Annotated in this window: 24 protein-coding genes; 6 read left to right on the forward strand and 18 right to left on the reverse strand. The window is 66.6% G+C overall.

Going from position 1 to position 22,589, the window contains the following annotated elements:
- Nucleotides 1–9: 9 nt before the first annotated feature.
- The 12 genes from RB2654_RS05490 to RB2654_RS05545 all read right to left on the reverse strand — a co-directional run bounded on the left by RB2654_RS05490 (nucleotide 10) and on the right by RB2654_RS05545 (nucleotide 7,914).
- Complete coding sequence (locus RB2654_RS05490; RefSeq protein WP_008329373.1) at nucleotides 10–669, reverse strand: RcGTA-type gene transfer agent tail tape measure protein; 660 nt, start codon at nucleotides 667–669, stop codon at nucleotides 10–12.
- Nucleotides 656–874, reverse strand: a complete 219-nt coding sequence (locus tag RB2654_RS05495) for a rcc01693 family protein (protein WP_008329376.1) — start codon at nucleotides 872–874, stop codon at nucleotides 656–658. The genes RB2654_RS05490 and RB2654_RS05495 overlap by 14 nt, the downstream gene beginning before the upstream one ends.
- On the reverse strand, nucleotides 871–1,185 hold the full coding sequence (locus RB2654_RS05500; RefSeq protein ID WP_008329378.1) for a gene transfer agent family protein: 315 nt from the start codon (nucleotides 1,183–1,185) through the stop codon (nucleotides 871–873). Before RB2654_RS05500 ends, RB2654_RS05495 begins: the two co-directional genes overlap by 4 nt.
- Nucleotide 1,186: 1 nt before the next feature.
- Nucleotides 1,187–1,600 (reverse strand): phage major tail protein, TP901-1 family, encoded by a 414-nt coding sequence (locus RB2654_RS05505; RefSeq protein WP_008329380.1) that lies wholly within the window; start codon nucleotides 1,598–1,600, stop codon nucleotides 1,187–1,189.
- A 23-nt stretch (nucleotides 1,601–1,623) separates the two neighbouring features.
- Entirely contained in the window at nucleotides 1,624–2,034 is a 411-nt protein-coding gene (locus RB2654_RS05510; RefSeq protein ID WP_008329382.1) for a DUF3168 domain-containing protein, read from the reverse strand.
- Entirely contained in the window at nucleotides 2,031–2,369 is a 339-nt protein-coding gene (locus RB2654_RS05515) for a phage head closure protein (RefSeq protein WP_008329384.1), read from the reverse strand. Before RB2654_RS05515 ends, RB2654_RS05510 begins: the two co-directional genes overlap by 4 nt.
- The gene (locus tag RB2654_RS05520; RefSeq protein ID WP_008329386.1) at nucleotides 2,366–2,959 is read right to left on the reverse strand and encodes a head-tail connector protein; all 594 of its coding nucleotides are present in this window, start codon (nucleotides 2,957–2,959) and stop codon (nucleotides 2,366–2,368) included. Before RB2654_RS05520 ends, RB2654_RS05515 begins: the two co-directional genes overlap by 4 nt.
- A 156-nt stretch (nucleotides 2,960–3,115) precedes the next feature.
- Nucleotides 3,116–4,318 (reverse strand): phage major capsid protein, encoded by a 1,203-nt coding sequence (locus RB2654_RS05525; protein WP_008329388.1) that lies wholly within the window; start codon nucleotides 4,316–4,318, stop codon nucleotides 3,116–3,118.
- Nucleotides 4,315–4,920 (reverse strand): HK97 family phage prohead protease, encoded by a 606-nt coding sequence (locus tag RB2654_RS05530; RefSeq protein ID WP_008329395.1) that lies wholly within the window; start codon nucleotides 4,918–4,920, stop codon nucleotides 4,315–4,317. Before RB2654_RS05530 ends, RB2654_RS05525 begins: the two co-directional genes overlap by 4 nt.
- Complete coding sequence (locus RB2654_RS05535; RefSeq protein ID WP_008329396.1) at nucleotides 4,913–6,109, reverse strand: phage portal protein; 1,197 nt, start codon at nucleotides 6,107–6,109, stop codon at nucleotides 4,913–4,915. Before RB2654_RS05535 ends, RB2654_RS05530 begins: the two co-directional genes overlap by 8 nt.
- 172 nt (nucleotides 6,110–6,281) lie before the next feature.
- Nucleotides 6,282–7,664, reverse strand: a complete 1,383-nt coding sequence (locus RB2654_RS05540) for a DNA-packaging protein (protein WP_083783340.1) — start codon at nucleotides 7,662–7,664, stop codon at nucleotides 6,282–6,284.
- Nucleotides 7,576–7,914 (reverse strand): hypothetical protein, encoded by a 339-nt coding sequence (locus tag RB2654_RS05545; RefSeq protein WP_040884445.1) that lies wholly within the window; start codon nucleotides 7,912–7,914, stop codon nucleotides 7,576–7,578. The genes RB2654_RS05540 and RB2654_RS05545 overlap by 89 nt, the downstream gene beginning before the upstream one ends.
- Nucleotides 7,915–8,242: 328 nt before the next feature.
- On the opposite strand from RB2654_RS05545, the gene RB2654_RS05550 reads away from it, so the two are divergent.
- The 3 genes from RB2654_RS05550 (at nucleotide 8,243) to RB2654_RS05560 (ending at nucleotide 14,415) form a co-directional block, all read left to right on the forward strand.
- Nucleotides 8,243–11,152 carry a hypothetical protein gene (locus RB2654_RS05550; protein ID WP_008329399.1) on the forward strand — a complete coding sequence of 970 codons (2,910 nt, stop codon included), beginning with the start codon at nucleotides 8,243–8,245 and terminating at the stop codon, nucleotides 11,150–11,152.
- A 79-nt stretch (nucleotides 11,153–11,231) separates the two neighbouring features.
- Nucleotides 11,232–12,452, forward strand: coding sequence for a PAS domain-containing protein (locus RB2654_RS05555; RefSeq protein WP_040885473.1), 1,221 nt, complete (start codon nucleotides 11,232–11,234; stop codon nucleotides 12,450–12,452).
- A 70-nt stretch (nucleotides 12,453–12,522) separates the two neighbouring features.
- Nucleotides 12,523–14,415 carry a monovalent cation:proton antiporter-2 (CPA2) family protein gene (locus tag RB2654_RS05560; RefSeq protein WP_008329405.1) on the forward strand — a complete coding sequence of 631 codons (1,893 nt, stop codon included), beginning with the start codon at nucleotides 12,523–12,525 and terminating at the stop codon, nucleotides 14,413–14,415.
- Here the strand turns inward: RB2654_RS05560 and cobT are convergent.
- Nucleotides 14,412–15,428 carry a nicotinate-nucleotide--dimethylbenzimidazole phosphoribosyltransferase gene (gene cobT, locus RB2654_RS05565; RefSeq protein ID WP_008329407.1) on the reverse strand — a complete coding sequence of 339 codons (1,017 nt, stop codon included), beginning with the start codon at nucleotides 15,426–15,428 and terminating at the stop codon, nucleotides 14,412–14,414. The genes RB2654_RS05560 and cobT overlap by 4 nt on opposite strands.
- A 71-nt stretch (nucleotides 15,429–15,499) precedes the next feature.
- Here cobT and cobS point away from each other — a divergent pair, with 71 nt between their 5' ends.
- On the forward strand, nucleotides 15,500–16,255 hold the full coding sequence (gene cobS, locus RB2654_RS05570) for an adenosylcobinamide-GDP ribazoletransferase (RefSeq protein WP_040885475.1): 756 nt from the start codon (nucleotides 15,500–15,502) through the stop codon (nucleotides 16,253–16,255).
- 57 nt (nucleotides 16,256–16,312) lie between these two features.
- Here the strand turns inward: cobS and RB2654_RS05575 are convergent, their stop codons facing one another.
- The 5 genes from RB2654_RS05575 to RB2654_RS05595 form a co-directional block, all read right to left on the reverse strand.
- Nucleotides 16,313–16,822 (reverse strand): CarD family transcriptional regulator, encoded by a 510-nt coding sequence (locus tag RB2654_RS05575; RefSeq protein ID WP_008329411.1) that lies wholly within the window; start codon nucleotides 16,820–16,822, stop codon nucleotides 16,313–16,315.
- 287 nt (nucleotides 16,823–17,109) lie between these two features.
- Nucleotides 17,110–17,442, reverse strand: coding sequence for a ferredoxin FdxA (gene fdxA, locus RB2654_RS05580; protein WP_008329412.1), 333 nt, complete (start codon nucleotides 17,440–17,442; stop codon nucleotides 17,110–17,112).
- A 51-nt stretch (nucleotides 17,443–17,493) separates the two neighbouring features.
- The gene (locus tag RB2654_RS05585) at nucleotides 17,494–17,898 is read right to left on the reverse strand and encodes an RNA-binding S4 domain-containing protein (RefSeq protein ID WP_008329415.1); all 405 of its coding nucleotides are present in this window, start codon (nucleotides 17,896–17,898) and stop codon (nucleotides 17,494–17,496) included.
- Complete coding sequence (locus RB2654_RS05590) at nucleotides 17,895–20,654, reverse strand: helicase-related protein (protein WP_008329417.1); 2,760 nt, start codon at nucleotides 20,652–20,654, stop codon at nucleotides 17,895–17,897. Before RB2654_RS05590 ends, RB2654_RS05585 begins: the two co-directional genes overlap by 4 nt.
- Nucleotides 20,655–20,683: 29 nt before the next feature.
- Nucleotides 20,684–21,217, reverse strand: coding sequence for a tetratricopeptide repeat protein (locus RB2654_RS05595; protein WP_246146594.1), 534 nt, complete (start codon nucleotides 21,215–21,217; stop codon nucleotides 20,684–20,686).
- A gap of 177 nt (nucleotides 21,218–21,394) precedes the next feature.
- On the opposite strand from RB2654_RS05595, the gene RB2654_RS05600 reads away from it, so the two are divergent.
- Together RB2654_RS05600 and RB2654_RS05605 are read left to right on the forward strand one after the other, a co-directional pair.
- Nucleotides 21,395–21,685: an SCP2 sterol-binding domain-containing protein gene (locus tag RB2654_RS05600; RefSeq protein ID WP_008329421.1), complete on the forward strand. Its 291-nt coding sequence runs from the start codon at nucleotides 21,395–21,397 to the stop codon at nucleotides 21,683–21,685.
- Nucleotides 21,685–22,589: alpha/beta fold hydrolase (locus tag RB2654_RS05605; RefSeq protein ID WP_008329423.1), on the forward strand; the 905-nt coding region annotated here is incomplete at its 3' end. The genes RB2654_RS05600 and RB2654_RS05605, both read left to right, overlap by 1 nt.

Consider the following 22,589-nt stretch of genomic DNA (forward strand, 5'->3'; position numbering starts at 1 on the left):
GCGCCCTCCTCAGCTATACCGGCGACCGCGCCCGAGCATCCGGTTCACCTGCGCGGCGACCTGCCCCTGTGAGCGGCGGAAACTTTCCGCATCCGGCGTCGTGATGTTCATGGTGACGTTGACCGAACGCCCGCCCTCGGCGCGCACGCCCAGCTTGCCGTCGCGGCCACGGGTCAGCGGCATGATCGCCTCCGGCCCCGCCTCACCCATCAGGCCCGTGGCCCCGCGCATGGGAAAAGACACCGGGCCGTTCACGATTCCGCCGTTCGCGAAGGGCATGACACGGCCTTGGGCAAATGCGCCGCCGTTGGCATAGGGCAGAAAGGCGTTCATCACCGTGCCCAGCCCCTGTCCCAGAATGCCGCCGAAATGGCTGACGAGCGGGGACACGGCGGCGTCATAGACCGTGTCCAGCATCGACCGGCCCAGCGATTGCAGCGCCTGCTCGGCGTTCATCGACCCATAGACCAGCCCGTCCAGCGACTTGCGCAACCCCCGTGTCATGCCGGACGACAGCCCCGACACATCGGTATTGAGCTTGTCGAACGTCGCGCCCACCCGTTCGATCTCGGCCGAGAAATGCGCGGTCAGCGCGGTCGCCCCCTGAAGCGAGCCTTCCAGCGCCGCCACCTGATCGTCGAATGCATCAAGGCTTTCAATGTCCGCCATCGGTCATCTCTCCTGTATCTGCGGGCGTGTCGGGAAAGGCCCGCGCCAGATCTTCCAGCCGCGCCCGGTCAAGCGGCCCCGCCGCCCCGTCCCGGCCCAGCATCAGCGTGAGTTCGGCGGGCGTGAGCGCCCAGAATTCATGGGGGCGCAGGCCCAGCCCGCGCATCCCCAGCCGCATCAGCCCGGACCAGTCGAAGCCGCTCATTCCACCTCCGGCAGGCTGAAGGCGCGCACGATAAGTTGCCCAGCCACGCGGGCGGCCTCCATCGGGCCACCCGCGATCTCGGCGGCGGCAAGGTCCATCGCCCCGTGTCCGCCACCGCGCAGGCCAGCGACCAGCACCGCGATCACGTCACGCGCCGAAAACCGCCCGCCCTCGAACCGCTCGACAAGGGCCAGAAGGCTGTCGGCCCCCAGCCGGTCTTCGAGTTCCGCAAGCGCCCCGAGCGTCAGTTTGAGCGCCCGCCGCTCTCCGTCGATGGTCAGCGCCACCTCACCCGTCCACGGATTCGCCATGTCAGAGCGCCGTGAAGCTGAGTTCGCCCGCCGAGGCCATCGACATCTCGAACGTCGCCTCGCCGTTGTGGCTCCCGGCATATTCGATGCCTGTGATCATGAAAGCGCCCTGAAGGATGCCGAAGTCCGGGACGATCACCTGAAAGTCCGGCACTTCGCCGTCGAAGAAGATCTGGCGCGCGCGGGCATCAGTCGCATCGTCTTTGAAGATGCCCGATCCGGCGATCGACGCGGATTTCACCCCCGCGCCGCAAAGCAGCTCACGCCAGCCGCCCTGGCTTTCGAGCGAGGTGACATCGACGCTTTCGGCGTTCAGGCTGATCCGCGTGGCCCGCAGGCCCGCGAGGGTCGAGAAGTTGCCGGTGTCGTCCATGTCGATCTTGATGAGTAGGTCTTTGCCGTTCTGTGCGGTCATGACAGGTCTCCGTTGGTGTGAGGTCAGCTATCTTCGACCCGCGCCCGAAAGCGCAGATCGATGCGCCGCATGTCGGCGTCCTGCACCCGGCGCGCCCGGGCACGGTGAAAATTGAGCGAGACGAGTTTGCCCCGCGACAGGATCAGCGAGGCATCGACAAGCGCGTCGGACACCGCCGCCGCAACCTGTTTCGCCGTGGTGAACCCGGCGGCATCCGAGACGACCGAGATCGTCACCTCGTGCAGCGCGCCGTGGTCAGACCCATCCGCCGCATCGCGCACATCTTCGGGTCCGAGTGCTACGTAGGTCACCCCGGTCAGTCCCGGCGGCACCGCATCATAGATCGCGGTTCCCACGAGGGACGCGAGTGAACTGTCCGCCGTAAGTCTTTGATAAATAGCCTGTTGCAGCGCCAGCGCCGTGCCATAGCTCATACCGACACCTCCTCTTGCGCGAAACAGGTCAGGTACCGTGCGGAATGATCCGCCTCGGCCACCGCGACGATACGGAAAAGCCGCGCTCCGGCCCGAAACCGCTGCTCCGGCTTGGGGCGCGAGGGCGACCCATGCGGGGCGGCGCGCACCGTGATTTTCCACGAGATCGTGGAGGCGGTCATGCTCTCGACCGCGCGTTCGCGCCCGGTGCCTGCCTTGATATTCGCCCAGAGCGCGCCGAGCTCGACCCAGGTGCGGGTGAAGCCCCCGGCCCCGTCGGCCACGTCGACCGGCTCTTCCAGCGTGAGCCTGCGATTGAGTACCGGTGCCTTCATGCCCGCCCCCCGCCGAAGATACGCAGGTCGCGGTAGCGTTCGGTCAGCGCGGTCACGTCGCTCGGCAGACGATCGGCGGCGGGATCTGCGCGATCCTCGTAATACTGGGCCGCCAACAGGATGATCGCGTGGCACAGATCGCCCGGCAGGTCGCCCCAGGTCGGGCCGAACCCGGCGTCGAACGAAATCAACGCCTTGCCGTTCACCGGGATCGGCGGCAGCAGGAACCCTGTGGACACCAGCCGGGGCCGATGCGTGTCGGGCACGAGCGTATAGCGCGCCGGATCGACCACCTCTTCGTCGCCGTAACGGTCGACGATGGTCAGCGCATTGATCGCCGAGACCGGCGCGATGGGCAGCGTCTGGGAGGCAAGGTCGCGCCACGCGGTCGTCGTGAACGCGAAGGCCCGCGTCAGCGTCGCCTTGGTCGTGCGCGCCTCGATCGCCGCAATGGCCGCCCGCAGGTAGGACCCGAGCACGCTTTCCTGCACGTCGTCGTCGGCGAACCCTGTGCCGAGCCGAAGGTGCTCCTTGAACGCCCAGACCGGCAGGGCGCTGCTCTCGATCGTGGTCTGCTCGACTAGCATCATGGATTTACTCCGAAATTCGGGCCCCTCGCATCGATGGTAGGGCGCGCGCCTTCCAAGCCGCCCGGACGGAGGGGGAGCAGCAGGACGGCAAGGAGGTTCGGGCGCGCGCCCGTCGCCGCACCCGCCCGGTCCGGACGGATGCGACGGTCCGCTGACTTACGAGGTCGCGAATTTGAGCAGCTTGATCGCGGCGAAATCGCTCACGTCGCCGCCGACACGCTTGGTCGCGTAAAACAGCACGTGCGGCTTGGCCGAGAACGGGTCGCGCAGGATGCGGGTGTCGGGGCGTTCGGCCACGGTATAGCCCGCGTGGAAATCCCCGAAGGCGATGGACATGGAGCCCGAGGCGATATCCGGCATGTCCTCGACGATCAGCACCGGATAACCCGCGAGACGCGCAGGCGCCTCGGCGGCCAGACCGTCGGACCACAGGAACCGGCCATCGGCATCCTTGAGTTTGCGCACCGCGCCCGCGGTCTTGGAGTTCATCACGAAGGACGCGCCCGCGCGGTATTCGGCATCCAGCGCGTAGATCAGATCGAACAGGCAATCCGCCGGGTCGATCCCGTTGAACGTGCCGTCCGCGCCGGACACGACATAGCCGATGTTGCCCCAGGTCCAGACATCCTCGTCCACCGTCGGGTGGGTGAGAAAGCCGGTGGGCTTGTCCACCCCGTCGCCCGAAACGAATGCCGCCGCTTCGGCACGCGCGAACTTGTCCGCGATCCGGCTGGCCAGCCAGGTTTCGATGTCGAAGGCGCTGTCGTCCAGCAGCCGCTGCGACGCCTTGGGCAGCGCCGAAAGCTCGTGCAACGGGATGGTGATGCGTTCGATGCTCGGCGTCGCGGTCTCGGACGACGGATCGGTCTCGGTCGCCCAGCCGGAGCCGAGGTCGCCGTGGTCGATCAGCACGTCATAGGACGTGGACTCGACGTTCACCACGTTGGCCACGGCGCGCAGCGAGGCGTTCGAGCGCAGCACGCTCTGGATCACGTCCGCCGTCTTGGGGTCGACCAGATAGCCACCGTCACCCGCAACGGCGGTCGACAGGCTTTTCTCTTCGATCACGATACCGCGCAGGGCATCGTCGTCACCCGAACGCACGTAGGCTTCGAAGGCTTTCTGGTGCGGGGCCTCGGTGTCGGCGGTCCGGGACAGAACCGGGCGCGCGGGGGAAAGGGATTTACGATCCAGCATGGTCAGTCGCTCTTCCTGTTGTTGAAGTCTGGTCTCAATGTCGTCGTTGAACGACCTGATTTCGCTCACGAAACGCGTCAGGGCGGTCTTCACCTCCCCAGCCGGGCCCGCCGTCTGCGGCATGTCCGACGGCGCGTGCGCCTTGGTCTCTTTCGTCATCATTCGGTCCTGTTGCGAGAGAGGGTGTGATCGCCGCCCGAGCCGTGCCGGGTCAGCATCAGGCGCGCATCGTCGATGATGTGCGCCAGTTGGCGAAAGCCGGCGTCCTCGGGCGCATCGCCCTTGGCCCCGACCCGCGCACTGGGCAGCATGGGAAAGGTCACGAGAGACACCTCCCACAGCTCCAGTTCGGTGAGGAGCCGTTGGCCCCGGTCGTTCTTCGCCGCCTTCACGGTGCGATAGCCGATGGACAGACCGTCGATGGCCCCGGCCTCGATCAGTCTCGCCGCTTCGCGCCCTTTGGCGATGTCGGTCAGGATGCGGCCCTTGACATAAAGACCCCGCGCATCCTCGCGCACCTCGTCCCAGACCCCGATGGGCTGGGCCGGGTCGTGCTGCCAGAGCATCTTCACGTGCCCGCCGTCACGGGCGAGCGCCGTCAGACAGGCGGCATAGGCGCCTTTCTGCACGATATCGCCGCCCCGGTCGGCCTCGCCGAAGAAACTCGCGTAGCCTTCGATTGCGATGCCGTCGGTGACCTCCTGCGTCTCGCCAAGGGCGACGAACTTGTGCTCCAGCCAGAACGGCATGTGATAATCACTCATCGTCGGTCTCCTCGGTGGGGGGTGTGAGCGGCGGCAGACCCAGAAGGCTGCGTTTCTCGTCGTTCGTCAGGAAATCGGCCTGCGTCACCCGCGCCCATTGCTGGTCGCGCTCGGCGGCAAGCGCGGGCACCTGGTCGAGGTCGGGTTTCAGCGTCACGGTTTCGCCCGCGAAGCCCGACAGCCAATGCGACAGGGTCGCAGCGACCTTGGAGGCGAGCGGCAGCACCGTCAGGCGGTAGAACGCCCGGTTCGCTTCCTGATAATTCGCATAGGTCGCATCGCCGGGGATGCCGAGCAGCATGGGCGGCACGCCGAAAGCGGTCGCGATCTCACGCGCGGCGGCCTCCTTGGTCTTCTGGAATTCCATGTCCGACGGGCTGAACCCCATCGGCTTCCAGTCGAGCCCGCCTTCCAGCAGCATCGGACGCCCGGCATTGCGCGCGCCGATGTGATGCGCCTCCATTTCGTTCAGCAGCCGGTCGTATTGATCCGGCGTCAGCGTCCCCTGACCGTCGCTGCCCGAATACACGATTGCGCCCGAAGGCCGCGCGGCGTTGTCGAGCAGCGCCTTGGACCAAGCGGTGGCCGAGTTGTGGACGTCCAGCGCACTCGCCGCCGCCTGCATCGGGGACAGGCCGTAGTGGTCGTCCTGCGGGTGGAACGTGCGCACATGGCAGATGGGCGACAGGCCCTCGCCGATGTTGAACCGGTGTTTGCGCGCGCCCACGGTGTAGTCATAGGCCACCGGCCAGCCATCCGCGCCGGGGACGAGGCTCATGCGGTCCGAGCGCAGCACATGCAATTCCATCGGCACGCCGACATCGCCGCCCACCGCCTCGACATAGCCGTTGCCGGACAACAGCACCTGGCCGAACAGCGCCTCCAGCAGCTCGGCGCGGCCCTGCGCCGGGTTCGGCCGGGTCACCAGATCGAGCACCGGGTGCGTCTCGTAGCGTTGGAACGTGTCCTGAAGCACGAGCGGCAGGGCAGCGGCGGCTTCCGCGATCAGCTTGACCGCGCGAAAGCCGACCGGGTTCCCGGTGAAGCCGTTCTTCGTCAGGTTCACGGTGTCGCGCGGGCCCCAGACGACGCGGCCCGAGCCGCGATAGGCGATCACCGGACCGGTGGCCGAAGCCTTGGTCTCGGCGGGCGCAACCGGGCCCTTCTTCAGGAAATCGAATACCGCCATCGGCGCGTGCTCCTCGTTCCGTTCGCGGGTCTTGCCCGCACATCTGTCCCGTCCGCGTGGGGCGCTTGCCCCGTCACGGCGGATCGTTCCCTTTTAAGATCAGCACCTTACCCGGCGCGGCGTCGGCGAATTCCGACTTTGGACACCCTCGCAGAAAGGGTTAAAGAAGGGTTTAAAGCAGCGTACGCACCTGCGGCCGCCGCCATTTCGCGCCCGGTTCGACGACAAGATCGGTCAGCGCCCAGACCAGCGCATCTACCCGGTCCGGGCTGCCTTTGCCCTCGAAGCCCTGCACGGTCATCAGGCACATCTGGTCCTCGAGATCGCCCAGTCCCCGCAGATGCGACACGCGCCCCTGCTCATATAGCGCGGCCACGGGTTCGGCCCGCGCCGACTTACCCTTTGCCGCCCGCACACCGCGATAGGGCACCAGCGGGTCGATCTGGCGGATCACCGTCTCGACCAGATCGCCGCCCTGATTGACCTCGGCCACCAGCCGGTCCGCGCCATATCGCTCCATCGCGTCCAGCGCGGCGCGCGCCCAGTCGATGGGCTTCGCGGCCTTCACGCTCGCGTCTTCCAGCACCACCGCGCGCCACGCGCCCGGTGCGCCCTCGGTCACAGCACCGGCCACCACGATTCCGCATTCGTCCGATCCCGCGTGACCCGTGACAGGCGGGTCCACCGCCACCACGATCCGCGACAGCGGCGGCGGCCCGTCGATCCGGCAATCCTCCAGCATCGCGGTCGACCAGAACGCCCCCTCGCGGTCGTCGAGCAGAACGCCCTCCAGTTCCTGCCGCCCCAGCCGGGTGCCGCCATAGCGGGCCTCGATCTCTTCCAGAAAGCTTTTCGCCAGATTGGCCCTGTTCGCCGTCGTCGGCGCATGGGTCGTCACCGTCGAGGACAGGGTGAGCAGGCGCCGCAGAATCGGCACGTCGCGCGGCGTGGTCGTAACGACCTGCCGGGGATGGTCCCCCAGCCTGAGCGCGAATTGCAGCATGTCCCAGGCGTCATCGACCTTTTTCCACTTCGCCAATTCGTCGGCCCAAGCGGCATCGAACTGCGGCCCTCGCAGCCCCTCGGGTTCCGAGGCGGAAAAGGACGTCGCGGTCGCGCCGTTCGGCCACACGAGCCGCCGTTTCGTCGCTTCCCACGCCGGGCGGCGGTCGGGCGGCGCGCAGGCCACGATCCCGCTGTCGCCGAACACCATCACGTCGCGCACCTGATCGAAGGTCTCGCCGATCAGGGCCACGCGTCCGGCCCGTCCCGGCGACAGGGGCGCAGGCCCCTCGACCTGCGCGCGCACCCATTCGGCCCCGGCGCGCGTCTTGCCCGCACCGCGCCCGCCCAGGATGACCCAAGTGCGCCAATCCCCTTCGGGCGGCAGCTGATGATCCAGCGCCCAGAACTCGAACACGTAAGGCAACGCGATCAGCGCCGCGTCGTTCAACGTCTCCAGAAACTCAATCTGTTTCGAGGGAGTCAGCGATGCGAGCCAGTTGGCGTTGAAGGTCGGTTCGGACCTTGTCGAGGTCGATTTCGGAAAGGTCATCGGCGGTATCCTTGAACAGGGCATCGAGACGGGCGCTTTCATCGCGCAACGCAACCGCCGCCTTGGTCAGCAACTTCGACCAGTCCACCGTGTCGTTGGCCGCCGTCACCTCGCCCGTCTTCAACGCTTCGGTCAGGTCGTTCATCGTTTTCAGCGCCCGCGCGAACTGGTCCGACGCGATCTTGTGGATCGCAACCGGGTCGGACGGATCGTCCGGGTCTGGCACATATCGCGTATTGTCGTCGGTCATGGACGGCTCCGGCATCGGCGCAGGTTCGGTCGGTTGCGCTCTGGACCGGCAGTCTGGCGAATTCGGGTGACGCTTGGGGAAACCCGCCGCACGGCGAATTAGGACGTATACAAGTGATTCTCTCCCCGACGCCGGTTTCGCGCCCGGAAAATCGCCGACAATCAGGCACATATCGGCGAAAACCCGCGTTCGGACACCAAATCCGCCGACCGCCTGACCCATCCCCGTGCTTTCCCTTCCCAAGCCCGCGCTCCTGCGATAGTTTCCCAAAAACTCCGGGGACTTGGCCCCGAGATCGACTGACATTGCACCGGGCACACCACAGGCCATGAAGCCGAATTTCGCGCTTGATTTCACCCATGACGGCATCCGCCTCCTGTTTCGCGCAGCGGGCGGCTGGGGCTATGTCGGGGAAGTGGCGCTGGACGATCCGAAGATGTCCGAGCATCTCAAGGCCCTGCGCGCGGTGGCCGAAGAGCTGGGTGAAGGCACCGTCACCTCCAAGCTCATCATCCCCGACAGCCAGATCCTCTATACGACGCTCGAAGCGCCCGGCCCCGACGATGTGGCGCGCGAAGTGCAGATCCGCGTCGCGCTCGAAGGGCGCACGCCCTACCCGGTGTCCGAGCTTGTGTTCGACTGGCGGGCCGAGGGCGATGTCGCCCGCGTCGCCGTTCTGGCCCATGAGACGATGGAAGAGGCCGAAGGCTTCGCGTCGCAATTCGGGTTCAACCCGGTCAGCTTCGTCGCGCGCCCGGCCAATGGGGCGTTCTCGGGTGAGCCGTTCTTTGGCAAGACCAAATCCGCGCCGCGCATTCTGGGTGGCAACGAGCGCGTGACGCCCGATGCGACCCCGGTGCCGCGCAATCCGCGCCAGATCGACTTGCCGGGCGGCATGTCCGTGCCCGCGCCGACGACGCGCCCCGAACCCGTCACGGCGCAGCCCGCACCCGAACCCACGCCCGCCGAAGCCGAGCAATCCGCACCCGCGCGCCCGATGCCGGACCCGACGCCCGCGTCGCGCCCCTCGGACCGTCCGGCGCTGGATGCCTTCCCGCGCGATCCCGGTGCGGACGAAACCGGCGAGGCCACCGCCCCCCGTGCGCCAGCGGCGGCGCGCAAGCCCCGTGCTACATCGGCCCCGCCCGTGCTCGCGCCGTTCCCGCCGACGCCGGACGACCCCACGGAAAACAGCGCCAAGCCGGCCTACAAACCGATCCAGCGGTCGCAGCCCGCCCCCGCACCGGACCGGCCGAAAGTGCCCGCCCCGGCGCGCGATCCCGAACCCTCCAAGGCCGCGCCGACCCCCGCGCCCAGTGTCGTCGCGCCGGCCACCGAACCCGAAACGCCGTCGTTCACGTCCCGCCGTGGCGCTCCGGCACCGGCGGCTCCTGCCCCGCGCCCCGCGCCGACCGCATCGGTCGGGGTGACCGAGCCGCGCATCTCGGACATCGACGACAGCGCATCGACCCCCGCCAAGGGTGACGATGCCCCCCCGAAGCCCAAGCCCCTCGTCATCGACGACACCCGCCCCGCACCGCGCGGCCTGTCGGGCGAGGCCGAGACGCGCCGACAGGCGATGGCCCGTGCCATCAGCGCACCGACACCGACGCCGGGCGAGGAAAAGCCGGGCCTGTTGTCGCGGGTGTCCTCCGGCATCAGCGGCCTGTCCTCATCCGCCGGGTCGCGCCTGCGCCGCCCGACGAAGGACGAGGCGGCGACACCGCTCGCCCCGCTCCCGGCACCGCCTGCGGACCTCGGCGACCCCGCCCCGGCCCCCGCCGCGAAAACACCCGATCCGGCCCCTGCAAAGCCCGCCAAGGCGGACAAGCCGAAGCGTGCGCGCAAGGAAAAACCGAAGGACAAGGAACTCGACGCACGCTCGAAGGAGGCGGAATCGCTGACCGTCTTCGGCGCGCGCCGCACCCAGTCCACGCAACGCGGACGCCCGCGCTACATGGGCCTGATCCTGACCCTCGTCCTGCTGCTTCTCATGGCGGCCGCGGCGCTCTGGTCCACCGTCTTCCTCGACGACCAAGAGGTGACGCTGTTCAACCCGGACCCGGCCACGACACCGGCGGAGACCCCGGTGGCGACGGAAGACCCCGCTGCCACGACCGAAGCCGCCGTCGACCCTGAGCCAGAGCCCGAGCCGACCGTCGACACCGCCAGCGTTCTCACCGCCGAAGAGGCCGAAGCACAATACGCGGTCACAGGCGTCTATCAGCGTGCGCCCGATCCGTTGGGCGAACCCGAAACGGCACGCGGCGACGATGTCTATGTCGCCTCCATCGACCCCGAGATTTCGGCAAGCGACGCTTTGGCCCTGCCCGATCCGGGCACCGTGGCCGAAGCTCCGACCGATGCGCCGATACCGCCACCGCCACCCGGGACATCCTTCGACCTCAACGAAGATGGGCTCGTCATTGCCACGCCGGAAGGGGCCGTTTCCCCCACCGGCGTGATCGTCATTCGGGGCCGCCCCTCCGTGGTGCCCGCGCCGCGCCCCGAAGGCATCGTGCCCGAGACGCAGGACGATGCGGCCCTCGACTTGCCGGCCGAGACCCCGACGATCTCCCCGCAGGCCCGGCCCGACAACCTCGCGGAACTCACCGAACGCGCGCAGTTGGGCGGGTTAAGCCGGGACGAACTGGCCGAACTGCGCCCTCGCGCCCGGCCTGACGGGCTCGACACGCAAGCCGCGCCCGACACGCGCACCGCCGCGCTCGAGGACGCCGTGGAAGAGGCGCTGGACACGCCCGAGACGACGGCAGAGGCCGAGCAGACCGCCGTGATCGAAAACGCGACCGAACTCGCCGTGCTCACCTCCATGCGTCCGGGCCAGCGCCCGTCGAATTTCGCGGCTCTCGTGGAACAGGCCGTGCAGAGCGCCCAGAACGACGAAGAAGCGGCGGACGAGGCCGAGGACCACTCCGACGGCACCACCGTCGTGGCCGCCGCCGTGCAATCGAACCAGCCGATCATCCCGTCGTCGGCATCGGTCGCGCGCACCGCCACGATGAAGAACGCCCTCAACCTCGGTCGGGTCAACCTGATCGGCGTCTACGGCTCGTCCTCGTCGCGCCGGGCGCTCGTGCGGATGGGCAACGGGCGCTATGTGAAGGTGTCGGTCGGTGACCGGCTCGACGGCGGACAGGTCGTCGCGATCTCGGACACCCGGCTCGTGTACCAGAAAGGCGGGCGTCAATTCGCGCTCGACGTTCTGCCGCTGGGCTGACCAGGATTAACCGCCCGACAACTCTTCACGGATAAGACCGACATGACAGCCGGACTGGCGCGTGTTGGAGCTTTGGGCCGTGACAATTCAGGATAGACGACAGGAGTTCCGCCCCACCTCGGGCGAAGCTCCTTTCAATCTGGACGAGGTGTTCTTTTCGCGCACCGATGCCCGCGGCGTGATCGAATCCGGCAACTACGTGTTCCGCCGGGTGGCCCATTATGAATGGGACCGGCTGCTCGGCGCTCCGCACAAGATCATCCGCCACCCCGACATGCCGCGCGCGGTCTTCTGGCTCTTGTGGGACACGATCAAACAGGGCCGGCCCATCGGGGCCTATGTGAAGAACCGGGCCGAGGACGGGCTTTATTACTGGGTGTTCGCCGTCGTGATGCCCAATGGCGACGGCTATCTTTCGGCCCGCATTAAACCCACGAGCCCGCTCTTTCGTACGGTCGAGAAAGAATACGCCGCGCTGCGCGAGGTCGAACTCACCGAAAAGATCGAGCCGGAGGAAAGCGCACGCCGCCTGCTGGCCCGACTGGCCGAACACGGCTTTCCGACCTATGCCGAATTCGCGGCCCATGCGCTGTCCGAGGAGCTGACCGCACGCGACACCGGCCTCGGTCGTCCGACCGACCCCCGCATGGATGCGCTGCGCGACACGATGGGCCATGCCGAGGCGCTCAAGACCGAGACCGAGGGGCTGATCCGCGATTTCAACGCCATGCGCACCGTGCCCCACAACCTGCGCGTCATCGCCTCGCGGATGGAACCCACGGGCGGGCCGATCTCGACCCTGTCCAAGAACTACGGGATCATGTCGCGTGATATGTTCGAATGGTTCGAGGCGCATGTTCTGGGCGAAGACAGCAACTTTTCGTCGATCCAGTCCTCGGTGATCCAGACCCTGCTGATTCAGGGGCTTTCGCGCCTTCTGAACGCCTGCGACCTGCAACTGACCTTCGAACGGCGCAAGCTGGGCCACACCGACCTTGAAACCGAGCGCGAGATTCTTCGAAACCTCGTCGACGCCTACAAGGTCGAGGCGAGCAAGGCCATCTCGCTCGTGCAGGACGAGGCGCGGCGCATCCTGTCGGCCTGCGACACCATGGAACGTCATGTGCTCGGCCTGTCGACCACCCGCGTCATGTGCAAGATCGAAGGCGCGCGCCTGCCGCAATCGGGCGAAAGCCTGACGGATATCATCGGTCAGTTGAAGGTGTTCCAAGACAGGATCAGCACAAGACTTGATCGCATCATGCACCTCGGAAACGAAATACGCGACAGGCTGGGCTGAACGCGCTTTTCCGCCTGTCCGCCGCGCGCTGTGCATTGCCAATGTTACAGGCGGTTGCAAATATCGGCCCATGGAAACCTTTCTCCTCAATGCCACGATTTACCTCGGTGCCGCCGTCGTCGCCGTTCCCATCGCCATCCGTCTCGGGCTCGGCTCGGTTCTGGGCTACCTCGTCGCGGGCCTCCTGATCGGGCCGATCACGGGGATCGACGGGGGCGAGACCGAGGGGCTGATGCACTTCGCCGAATTCGGCGTGGTGATGATGCTTTTCATCATCGGTCTCGAACTCGACCCCGGCGCGCTGTGGGACATGCGACACAGGCTCATGGGGCTTGGCGGCCTTCAGGTGCTGCTCACCACCGGGGTCGTCACGGCGGGCGTCATGGTGCTTGGCGAAGGGTGGCAGGTCGCGCTCGCCGTCGGCTTGATGCTCGCCTTAAGTTCGACCGCTATCGTCCTGCAAACGCTGACGGAAAAAGGATTGATGCAATCGCCGGGCGGGCGATCCAGTTTCTCGGTTCTGCTCACGCAGGATATCGCGGTCATCCCGATGCTGCTCATCCTCCCGTTCCTCGCCTCCAGCGGCGCGCACCACGGCGGGGAAGAACATTCCAGCGTGTCCATCGTCGAGAACCTGCCAAGCTGGGGCGTCGCCCTCGTCACGCTCGGGGCCATCGCGGCGATCATCCTCGGCGGCCGCTACCTCGTGCGCCCGGTGTTCAACTTCATCGGTCGCGCCCGCCTGCGCGAGATGTTCACCGCCGTCGCCCTGCTGATCGTCGTGGGCATCGCCACGCTCATGAACATGGTCGGCCTGTCCCCCGCACTCGGCGCGTTCCTTGCGGGTGTCATGCTGGCGAACTCGGAGTTTCGGCATCAGCTTGAGACCGACATCGAGCCCTTCAAAGGCCTGCTTCTGGGCCTGTTCTTCATCACGGTCGGCGCCGGGATGGACGTGCGCGGCTTCATCGCCGACCCCGCCCGCCTGATCGGCCTCGCGGTCCTGCTCATGGCGGCCAAGGCGGCGGTGCTCGCGCCGCTCGGCTACTTCTTCCACCTGCGCGGACGGAACCTCTGGCTTTTCACGCTCGGCCTTGCCCAAGCCGGTGAATTCGGGTTCCTGATGGTGACGTTCTCGGCCCAGCAAGGCGTCATCACCAATGCCATCGGGCAGGACGTGCTGACGGTCATCGCGCTGTCCATGCTGCTGACGCCTCTCGCCTTCATCGCCTACGATTTCTACGACCGACGCGCGTCGGAAAAGACCGAGCACCACGAAGAGGACGAGATCGACCATACCTCCGACGTCATCATCGTGGGCATCGGCCGGTTCGGTCAGGTGGTGAACCGGCTCGTCCGGTCGGTGGGCTACGAAACCACGGTCCTCGACAACAACCTGCAAACCATTCAGATGATGCGCAAATTCGGGGTGAAAGGGTTCTTCGGCGACCCGACCCGCCCGGACTTGCTCAAGGCCGCGGGGCTGCTGTCGGCCAAAGTCCTCGTCGTCGCCGTCAACAGCCCGGAAGCCTGCATGAAAATCGTGGCGCACGCCCGCGCGCAACGCCCCGACATCCACATCATCGCCCGCGCCCGCGACCGGACGCATGTCTACGGCCTGTATCAAGCCGGGGCCAACGACATTGTGCGCGAGATGTTCGACTCCTCGCTGCGCGTCGGGCGCTATGTGCTGGAGAACATCGGCCTGTCCGAATTCGAGGCGCACGAGGCCGAGCGCATGTTCTACAAGCACGACCGCCACATCATCCGCGAACTTGCGAACTACTGGGATCCCAAGCTGCGCGCCGACGAGAACGAGGCCTACCGTGAACGCGCCATGGCGCTCGATAAGGACATGGAAAGCGCGATGCTGACACAGCTCATGGCGCTGGATCAGGACCCCAAGCCTTCGCGTGACGACGACTTCGACGAGGATGACGAAGACGAGGCGAAAGCCTCCTAACCCTCGGACACGCCCGCCTCGGCAAAGGTCGCCATGCCGCTGTGCGTGGCGACCGCACCCTTGAGCACGCCGATCGCCAGCGCGGCGCCCGACCCTTCGCCCAGCCGCATTCCCAGCGACAGAAGCGGCGTCTTGCCCAGCAGCGCGAGAAGCCGCGCATGCGCGGCCTCTGCCGAGGCGTGACCGGCGACGGTATGATCCAGCGCGCCCTTCGCGGCCTGCTCAAGACAGGCCGCCGCCGCGGTGCAGATGAACCCGTCGAGGATCACCGGAATGCCCAGCACCCGCGCCCGCGCAATCGCCCCGGCCATCGCCGCGACCTCGCGCCCCCCAAGGCACCTGAGCGCCTCCAGCCCGTCCGCGGACGCGCCGGGGTTGGCTTTCAGCCCCTCGCGCACCACGCGCGCCTTGTTGGCCAGCCCCGCGTCGTCGACCCCGGTGCCGCGCCCCACCCAATCCTCGGCCAAATCGCCGAACAGGGCATGGGCGATGGCCGCCGCCGACGTGGTGTTGCCGATGCCCATCTCACCCGTGACCAGCAGATCGGCCTGCGGATCGACGGCGTTCCAGCCCACCTGCAAGGCCTCGATGACCTCGGCTTCGCTCATGGCCGGGCCTTGCGTGAAATCCGCCGTGGGGGTGTCGAGCGACAGCGCGTGAACGTCCATCTTCGCGCCGAAAGTCTTGGCGAGTTGGTTGATCGCCGCGCCGCCCGCCTCGAAATTCGCGACCATCTGCACGGTCACGTCCGCCGGAAATGCCGACACGCCTTGTTCCGTCACCCCGTGGTTGCCCGCGAATACGATGACCTGCGGCGCGTTCAGGCCGGGACGCGCGTCACCGCGCCATCCCGCATACCAGATCGCCAGATCCTCGAGCCGCCCCAGTGCCCCCGGCGGCTTCGTCAGTTGCCCATTGCGCGCCTGCGCCCCAGCGACGGCCTTGGCGTCCGGCTGCGGCAGGTCCGCGAGGATGGCGCGAAAGGCGTCGAGCGTCTCGAAGGGGGCGGTCATGGGCGTCTCCTGTTGATGTGTCGCGGGCGAAGGCTTACCGAGGTTTCATCAACGAGAACAAGGCGAAAGTCATGGCCCGTTCCGACCCCCTTGCCACCCCCGGCGACATCGCCGCCGCGCTGGCGCTTCTGACCCGGCTTCCGGTCCCGGCGGACCAAGCCCGTGGCGCGCGTGCGTCCTGGGCCTGGCCCCTCGCCGGTGCCGTCACGGGCGCTGTCGCGGCGGTCGTTGGCGGAGTCGCCCTGTGGCTGGGCCTGCCCGCCGCGCTTGCCGCCGCACTGGTTCTGGCGACCCAGATCGTCCTTACCGGCGCATTGCACGAGGACGGGCTGGCCGATGTGGCCGACGGCTTCTGGGGCGGGCATGACGTCGCGCGACGCCTCGACATCATGAAGGACAGTCGCGTCGGCAGTTACGGGGTGATCGCGCTGGTGCTCTCGCTCATCGCACGCTGGGCCGCGCTTGCCGCGCTCATGCCCTTCGGCGGCCTGTTCTGGGTTCTGGTCGCCACGGGCGCCCTCAGCCGCGCCCCAATGGCCGTGCTGATGGCCGCCATGCCGAATGCGCGGGGCGCGGGACTGTCGCAAAGCGTCGGCCGCCCGTCTCAGGCCACTGCGACCCTCGGCGTGCTCGTCGCTCTTGCCGCGGGCTTCCTGTGCCTCGGCACGAGTGCCCTCGCCCCGATCCTCTGGGTGTCGCTCGCAACACTCGCGATCGCCGCCATCGCGAAAGCCAAGATCGGGGGGCAGACCGGCGATGTCCTCGGCTCGGCTCAACAGCTTTGCGAAATTGCAGCCCTTGGCGCGCTGGTCGCCGTCAGCACATGAAAAAACGCCGCCCCAAGCGGAGCGGCGTTTTCTGGAAACTTGAGTGTTTTGCGCGGATCAGGCGGCGCGCGAGGTCAGAACGCCGTCGACCTTTTCCTGCGCGGCAGCTTCGTCTCCACCGGACACCGCAGCCACTTCGCGCGTCAGACGCTCCAACGCCGCTTCGTAAAGCTGACGCTCGGAATAGGACTGCTCGCGCTGGTCGTCGTTGCGGTGCAGGTCGCGCACGACCTCGGCAATCGAGATCAGATCGCCCGAGTTGATCTTCTGTTCGTATTCCTGCGCCCGGCGCGACCACATCGCACGCTTCACGCGAGCCTTGCCCTTGAGCGTATCCATGGCTTTGGACACGACATCCGGCGACGAGAGCGAGCGCATACCCACTTCGGTCGCCTTGTTGGTCGGAACGCGCAGCGTCATCTTGTCCTTCTCGAACGAGATCACGAACAGTTCCAGCGTAAGCCCGGCGACTTCCTGTTCCTCGATGGATACGATCTGTCCGACGCCATGCGCGGGATAGACGACGTATTCGTTCGGGCGGAAATCAAGCTTCTTGGCTTTGCTCATCTTCAAGTACTTCCTTTCAGCACCTCGCGACCTGGGCGACAAAAACGCACGGTGCAAGGAAAGCTTCCTTACATCGTCGCGATTGTTTTTCGCAATTCAGGCACGCCCAGATTTGGCCCCCAATGGGCGCTGGTCAGGTGTCATGGTTCACAGCGAAGTTCTATATAGCGCAGAATCGCCGAATTTCAAAGGGTTCACGGCGGATTCGGGTGAATCCCCCCTGAATCCGCGGAGTTTGGCCTATGAAAGCCGCTGTTTTCGCCGCGCCGCAGCGCGGATCGGGCGAATCAGCCGCCCGGCGCTTCGGAGAAGTACTTCTCCAGTTTGCCCTCTTCCCCGTCGCGCTCTTCGGCTTCGGGGAGCGGGTCTTTCTTCTCGATGATGACCGGCCAGAGTTCCGAGTACTTGCGGTTGAACTCGACCCACTTCTCCGCTTCCGGCTCGGTGTCCGGGCGAATGGCGTCCGCCGGGCATTCCGGCTCACACACACCGCAGTCGATGCATTCGTCGGGGTGGATCACCAGCATGTTCTCCCCCTCGTAGAAGCAATCCACGGGGCAGACTTCGACGCAGTCGGTGTATTTGCAGGCGATGCACTTGTCGTTGACGATATATGTCATGTCAGGTCCAGATACCGGTCGTTTCGGCTGTGCCTACCGCCCCCGGCGCAATCATTCAAGCCGGGACGGATCGTAAAGACGTGCGTTGCGTCTATCTTTCGCACTGGGACGACCCTTTCCTTCGAAACCGGGATTCGCCGGAACGTGCGTTTCCTGCGGGCTCAGATCGTCGTACAGCGCCTGCGCCTCGGGGGCCGGTCCGCGCCGTTCGGACAAGGCCTTGAGCCGGACGACACGCACGCGCCGGGCCTGCGGAAAGGTCAGCACATCCCCTGCCCCGATCCCGTGCGAAGCTTTGGCGACCTTGGTCCCGTTCACCCGCAGGTGTCCGGCGGCGATCAGTTTCGTCGCCAGTCCACGTGTCTTGAAGAACCGTGCGTGCCAGAGCCATTTGTCCGCCCGCATCGTGGCGCGCGGCCCGTTCGCGGACGGCTGGCCCTCCGGCACCTCGGTCATTTCTTGTCTTTGAGCCCCATGAGCGCCTGCGCGAACGGGTTGTCCGGGTCGATCGGCTTGTCCTTCTTCGGCGGCCTGGACGAGAAGGTCTTGGGCTTGCCGCCCTGCCCGCCTTTGCCCCGGTCGCCCTCGCGACGCGGCCCCTTGCCCTTGGGCTTGCCACCCTGCGGCTTGCCGCCCTGTCCGCGACGTTCGCCGCCGCGCGGGGCGCCGCCGCCTTTGCGCGCGAACCCGGCCCAGGTGAAGGTGTAGTAGACTTCGACCTCAGGCTCGGCCGACGGCTCGGCATCCGGCGTGGCCTCGGCCTCGGATGCGCCCTCGCTTTCGGGAATCGGTTGCGGCTCGGCCTCGCCAGCCTCCGGCGTCGCCTCGGCCTCGCTCACCGGCTTGGCTTTGGGCCGCTCGCCCTTCTCGGCCTTGTATCCAAGACCGGACATCAGGTCCGCGAACTGCTCCAGCGTCATGCCGGTGATCGACAGCATGTCGGGGTTCGCCTCGAACCCGGCCTTGGAATCCTGCGCGCGAAGCTGGTCGGCCAGCCGTTCCAGCATGTCGATGCGGATCGCGCGGGCCCCGGCCTTGTGATAGCCGGACAGCGTATAAACCTCGTCGCCCACGCCTTCGATCACGGGGATCGTGACCAGACCCGGCGGCGGCGCTTCGGGAAATTCGTCCAGCCCATTGAACAGGCTCCACAACACCAGACGCAGGCGCGTCGGGGCGGGCTTCAAAAGCAGCGGCATGAAGATCGTGAACTGCCCGAACCGGACGCCATGCTTGCGCAGGCTACCGCGCGCGTCCTGATCGAGTTCCTTGACCTCACCGGCCACGTTTCCGCGCGGGATGATGCCCAAAGCCTCGATCAGACGGAACGCGAAGCCACGGGCCAGCCCGGTCAGCGCCTCGTCCTTCTGCATTCCCAGCATCGGCTCGAACAGGCCTGCCACCTTGCGGTCGATGAAATGCTGCAAGCGACGCGTGACCTTTTCGGCCACTTCGGTCCCCGCCTCGTCATCGACGAAGGCCTGCACGCGCGGGCGCAGGATGTCGTCGCCCTTGACCAGCTTGCCGACGGCGTTGTCGCCCCACATCAGCCCGCCCTGCTCGGTGAAATCGAGCTCGGTATCGGGCGCGTTGTAGAACCGATCCGCCCTGAGATGGAACTCGGGGGCCAGCGCGGCGACGGATGCCTGACGCAAAGTCTTGGCCTCGTCGGGCGACGACGACGTGTCCTGCCGGAACCTGAACCCTTCCAGCCGACCGACGAACTCGCCCTCGACGCTCACTTCACCCTTGTCGTTCACCTCGGCCACAAGGCCCTCCTTCTGCTTCAACCGGCGCAAAAGCACGGATGTGCGCCGGTCGACAAATCGCTTGGTCAGTGCGGCGTGAAGCGCATCCGACAGGCGGTCTTCTACCGCACGGGTTTCGCCGCGCCAATGGCCTTCGTCGGCAAGCCACCCATTTCGCTGCGCCACATAGGTCCATGTGCGGATATACGCCAACCTTTTGGACAGGGTGTCGATTTCGCCATCAGTCCGATCAATCCGTTTGACCTGCCGCGCGAACCAATCTTCGTTCACGCGGCCATATTCGTGCAGGTCTGTGAAAAGCCTGTGAAGCAGCGTCACATGCTCGGTCTGGCTGATGCCCCGGAAGTCGGGCACCCGGCACACGTCCCAAAGCAGGCGCACGCTCTTGCCGTCATGCGCCCGCGCACTGACCACGGGATCGTCCGCCAGATCCCGTAGCGCGATCAGGTCGTCCGCCTCGCGCGCCTTCATCAGCCATTCGTCATCCGTCCCGACCTCGAGCGAGGCGATAAGCGCCTGCGCCGTGCCGAACTGAAGGTCCGAGTTGCGCCAGTTGAGCTTTCGGAGCGGCGTGAAGGAATGGTTGGTGATCGCTTCGACCACCTCATCCTCAAGCGGCTGTGCTTCACCCGTGACGCCGAACGACCCGTCGGACATATACCGCCCGGCCCGCCCCGCGATCTGCGCCAGCTCATTCGGCGCAAGCCCCCGCATGCGCCGCCCGTCGAACTTCGACAGCGCCGAGAACGCCACGTGATTCACGTCGAGGTTCAGGCCCATCCCGATGGCGTCGGTGGCGACAAGGTAATCCACGTCGCCGTTCTGATACATCGCGACCTGCGCGTTCCGGGTCCGGGGCGACAGCGCCCCCATGACCACGGCCACCCCGCCCTTCTGCCGCCGCATCAACTCGGCCAGCGCATAGAGGTTGTCGACGGAAAAGCCGACGATAGCCGAACGCCCCGGCATCCGGCTGATCTTTTTCGACCCGGCGTAGGTGAGCGACGAGAATCGTTCGCGCCGCATGAACTGCACCTTCGGCACCAGCGCCGCAATCGCCCCGCGCATGGTGTCGGACCCCATGAACAGGGTCTCATGCAGCCCCCGCGCGTTCAGCAGGCGTTCGGTGAACACATGGCCGCGTTCAGGGTCTGCACAAAGCTGGATCTCGTCGATGGCGACGAAATCGGCGCCCAGTCCCTCCGGCATCGCCTCGACCGTGCAGACCCAGTATTGCGTCCGCTCCGGCACGATCCGCTCTTCGCCCGTAACCAGCGCCACGACGCTCGGCCCGCGCAGCGCGACGATCCGGTCATAGACCTCGCGCGCCAAAAGGCGCAGCGGCAGCCCGATGACTCCCGTGCGATGCGCCAGCATCCGTTCGATGGCGTAGTGAGTCTTGCCCGTATTCGTCGGGCCGAGAACGGCCGTGATGCCCGGCATCCACGCTCCCCGTCGCGCAAGTCGGCGCGCTAGATGGACTTTCCTTCGAGCGCGCCCTCAAGCCGCTCCACGGCCCTGATTAGCGACGGTCGGTGGGGATGTATAGACAGCGCCTCGGAATAGGCTTCGAGCGCGGCAGGATCGTTGCCGGTTTCCTCGAGGATACGACCGAGCCCGGACAGCGCCCCGAAATGGCGCGGCTCCAGTTCCAGCGTGCGCGCGATGTCGTGCAGCGACGGGCCGATCAGCCCGGCCGCGTAATAAGCTGTGGCCCGCGCATTCCAGCCCTCGGCGAAGTCGGGCGCGTTCTCGACCAGCGCGGTCAGATGCTCGATCGCCTCCTCGTACCGCTCTTCGGTCGTCGCCTCGCGCCCACGTTGCAGCAAAAGGTCCATCGCGGGCGAGCCGGACTCGGACCATTCCGACCAGATCTTGTTCTCGATCTGCTCCCAACTGGTCTCATCCGCGTTTTCGAGCGAAGTGAACAACTCGTTCAACCGCTCGGCATCCGCGGCGAATGCGGGGTTGGCCAATAGGCAAAGCGTCAGGATCATGCGTCTCATGCCCACAGCCTAGCGCCGGACGCGCGCGGCTGTCATCACCATGTCGCGACCGCACGCCATATATGGCGCTAACCGCACGTCATTTGGCGCGATCCCCTGTTTCGCGCCCTGCGTGTGCCTGCTAACCTGACGGGGACGTAAACTTGGCATCTCAACCAATATTCGGAGGACCCTGAGGTGAGCGACGTGATCGACGCGGCAGTGACCGCACTCAACGAAAAGATGGAAGGTCAGGATTTCGACTCGACGGCGAAATTCGTGATCGAAGGCGAAGGTTCGGTCGTGGTCGACGGCAACGGCGCCCATGCCGGCGACGAGGACACCGACGTGACCCTGACCGCCAGCGCCGAAACCTTCGAATCCATGATGTCGGGCGACCTGAACCCGACGGCGGCCTTCATGGGCGGCAAGCTTGCCGTGGACGGCGACATGGGCACCGCCATGAAGCTGGGCGCGATCCTCGCCTGATGGATGACGCGCCGCTCTTCGACGATGTGGCCGAGGGGCCGAAAGGCGGGCGGGCCTATTGGCTCACCTGCCCCGACGGGGTGAAGATCCGTCTGGCCCATTGGCCGAAATCGGGACGGCGCAAGGCGCGGGGAACGGTGCTCCTGTTCCCCGGCCGCACGGAATACGCGGAAAAATACGGGCCCGCCGCCGCCGAATTCGCGGCACAGGGCTATGGCATGATTGCGGTGGACTGGCGCGGTCAGGGCATCGCCGATCGGGTGGCCGAGGACAAGCTTCTGGGCCATGTCGCGGATTTCGACGATTATCAGGTCGATGTCGACACGGTCATGGCGACGGTGGCCGAGCTCGACCTGCCCAAACCCTACTATCTCATCGGTCACTCCATGGGCGGCTGCATCGGCCTGCGCGCGCTGCATCGCAACCTGCCCGTGAACGCGGCGGTGTTTTCGGCGCCGATGTGGGGCATCGGTCTCGCCACATGGCTGCGGCCCGTGGCCTGGTCGCTGTCCTGGCTCACCCATTCCTTCGGCGACGGCACCAAGCTGTCACCCGCGACCAAGCGCGAAGGCTACGTGCAGATCGCCCCGTTCGACGACAACCAGCTGACCAAAGACCCCGAGATGTGGGCCTTCATGCAGCGCCAACTCGTCGCGCACCCGGAGCTTGCCTTGGGCGGCCCCTCGGTCACGTGGCTCTACCTCGCCCTGCGCGAAACCGCCTCGCTCGCCCGCACGCCGCCGCCTGCGATCCCGACGCTCACTTTTCTGGGGGCAGACGAACGGATCGTGGCGACAGAGCCTGTTCACAAGGTGATGGAACACTGGGAGAACGGCGAACTCGTCGTCGTCCCCAAGGCCGAGCACGAGATCATGATGGAAGTGCCGGACACGCGCGCGATGTT

Source organism: Maritimibacter alkaliphilus HTCC2654 (assembly GCF_000152805.1).
Classification (GTDB): domain Bacteria; phylum Pseudomonadota; class Alphaproteobacteria; order Rhodobacterales; family Rhodobacteraceae; genus Maritimibacter; species Maritimibacter alkaliphilus.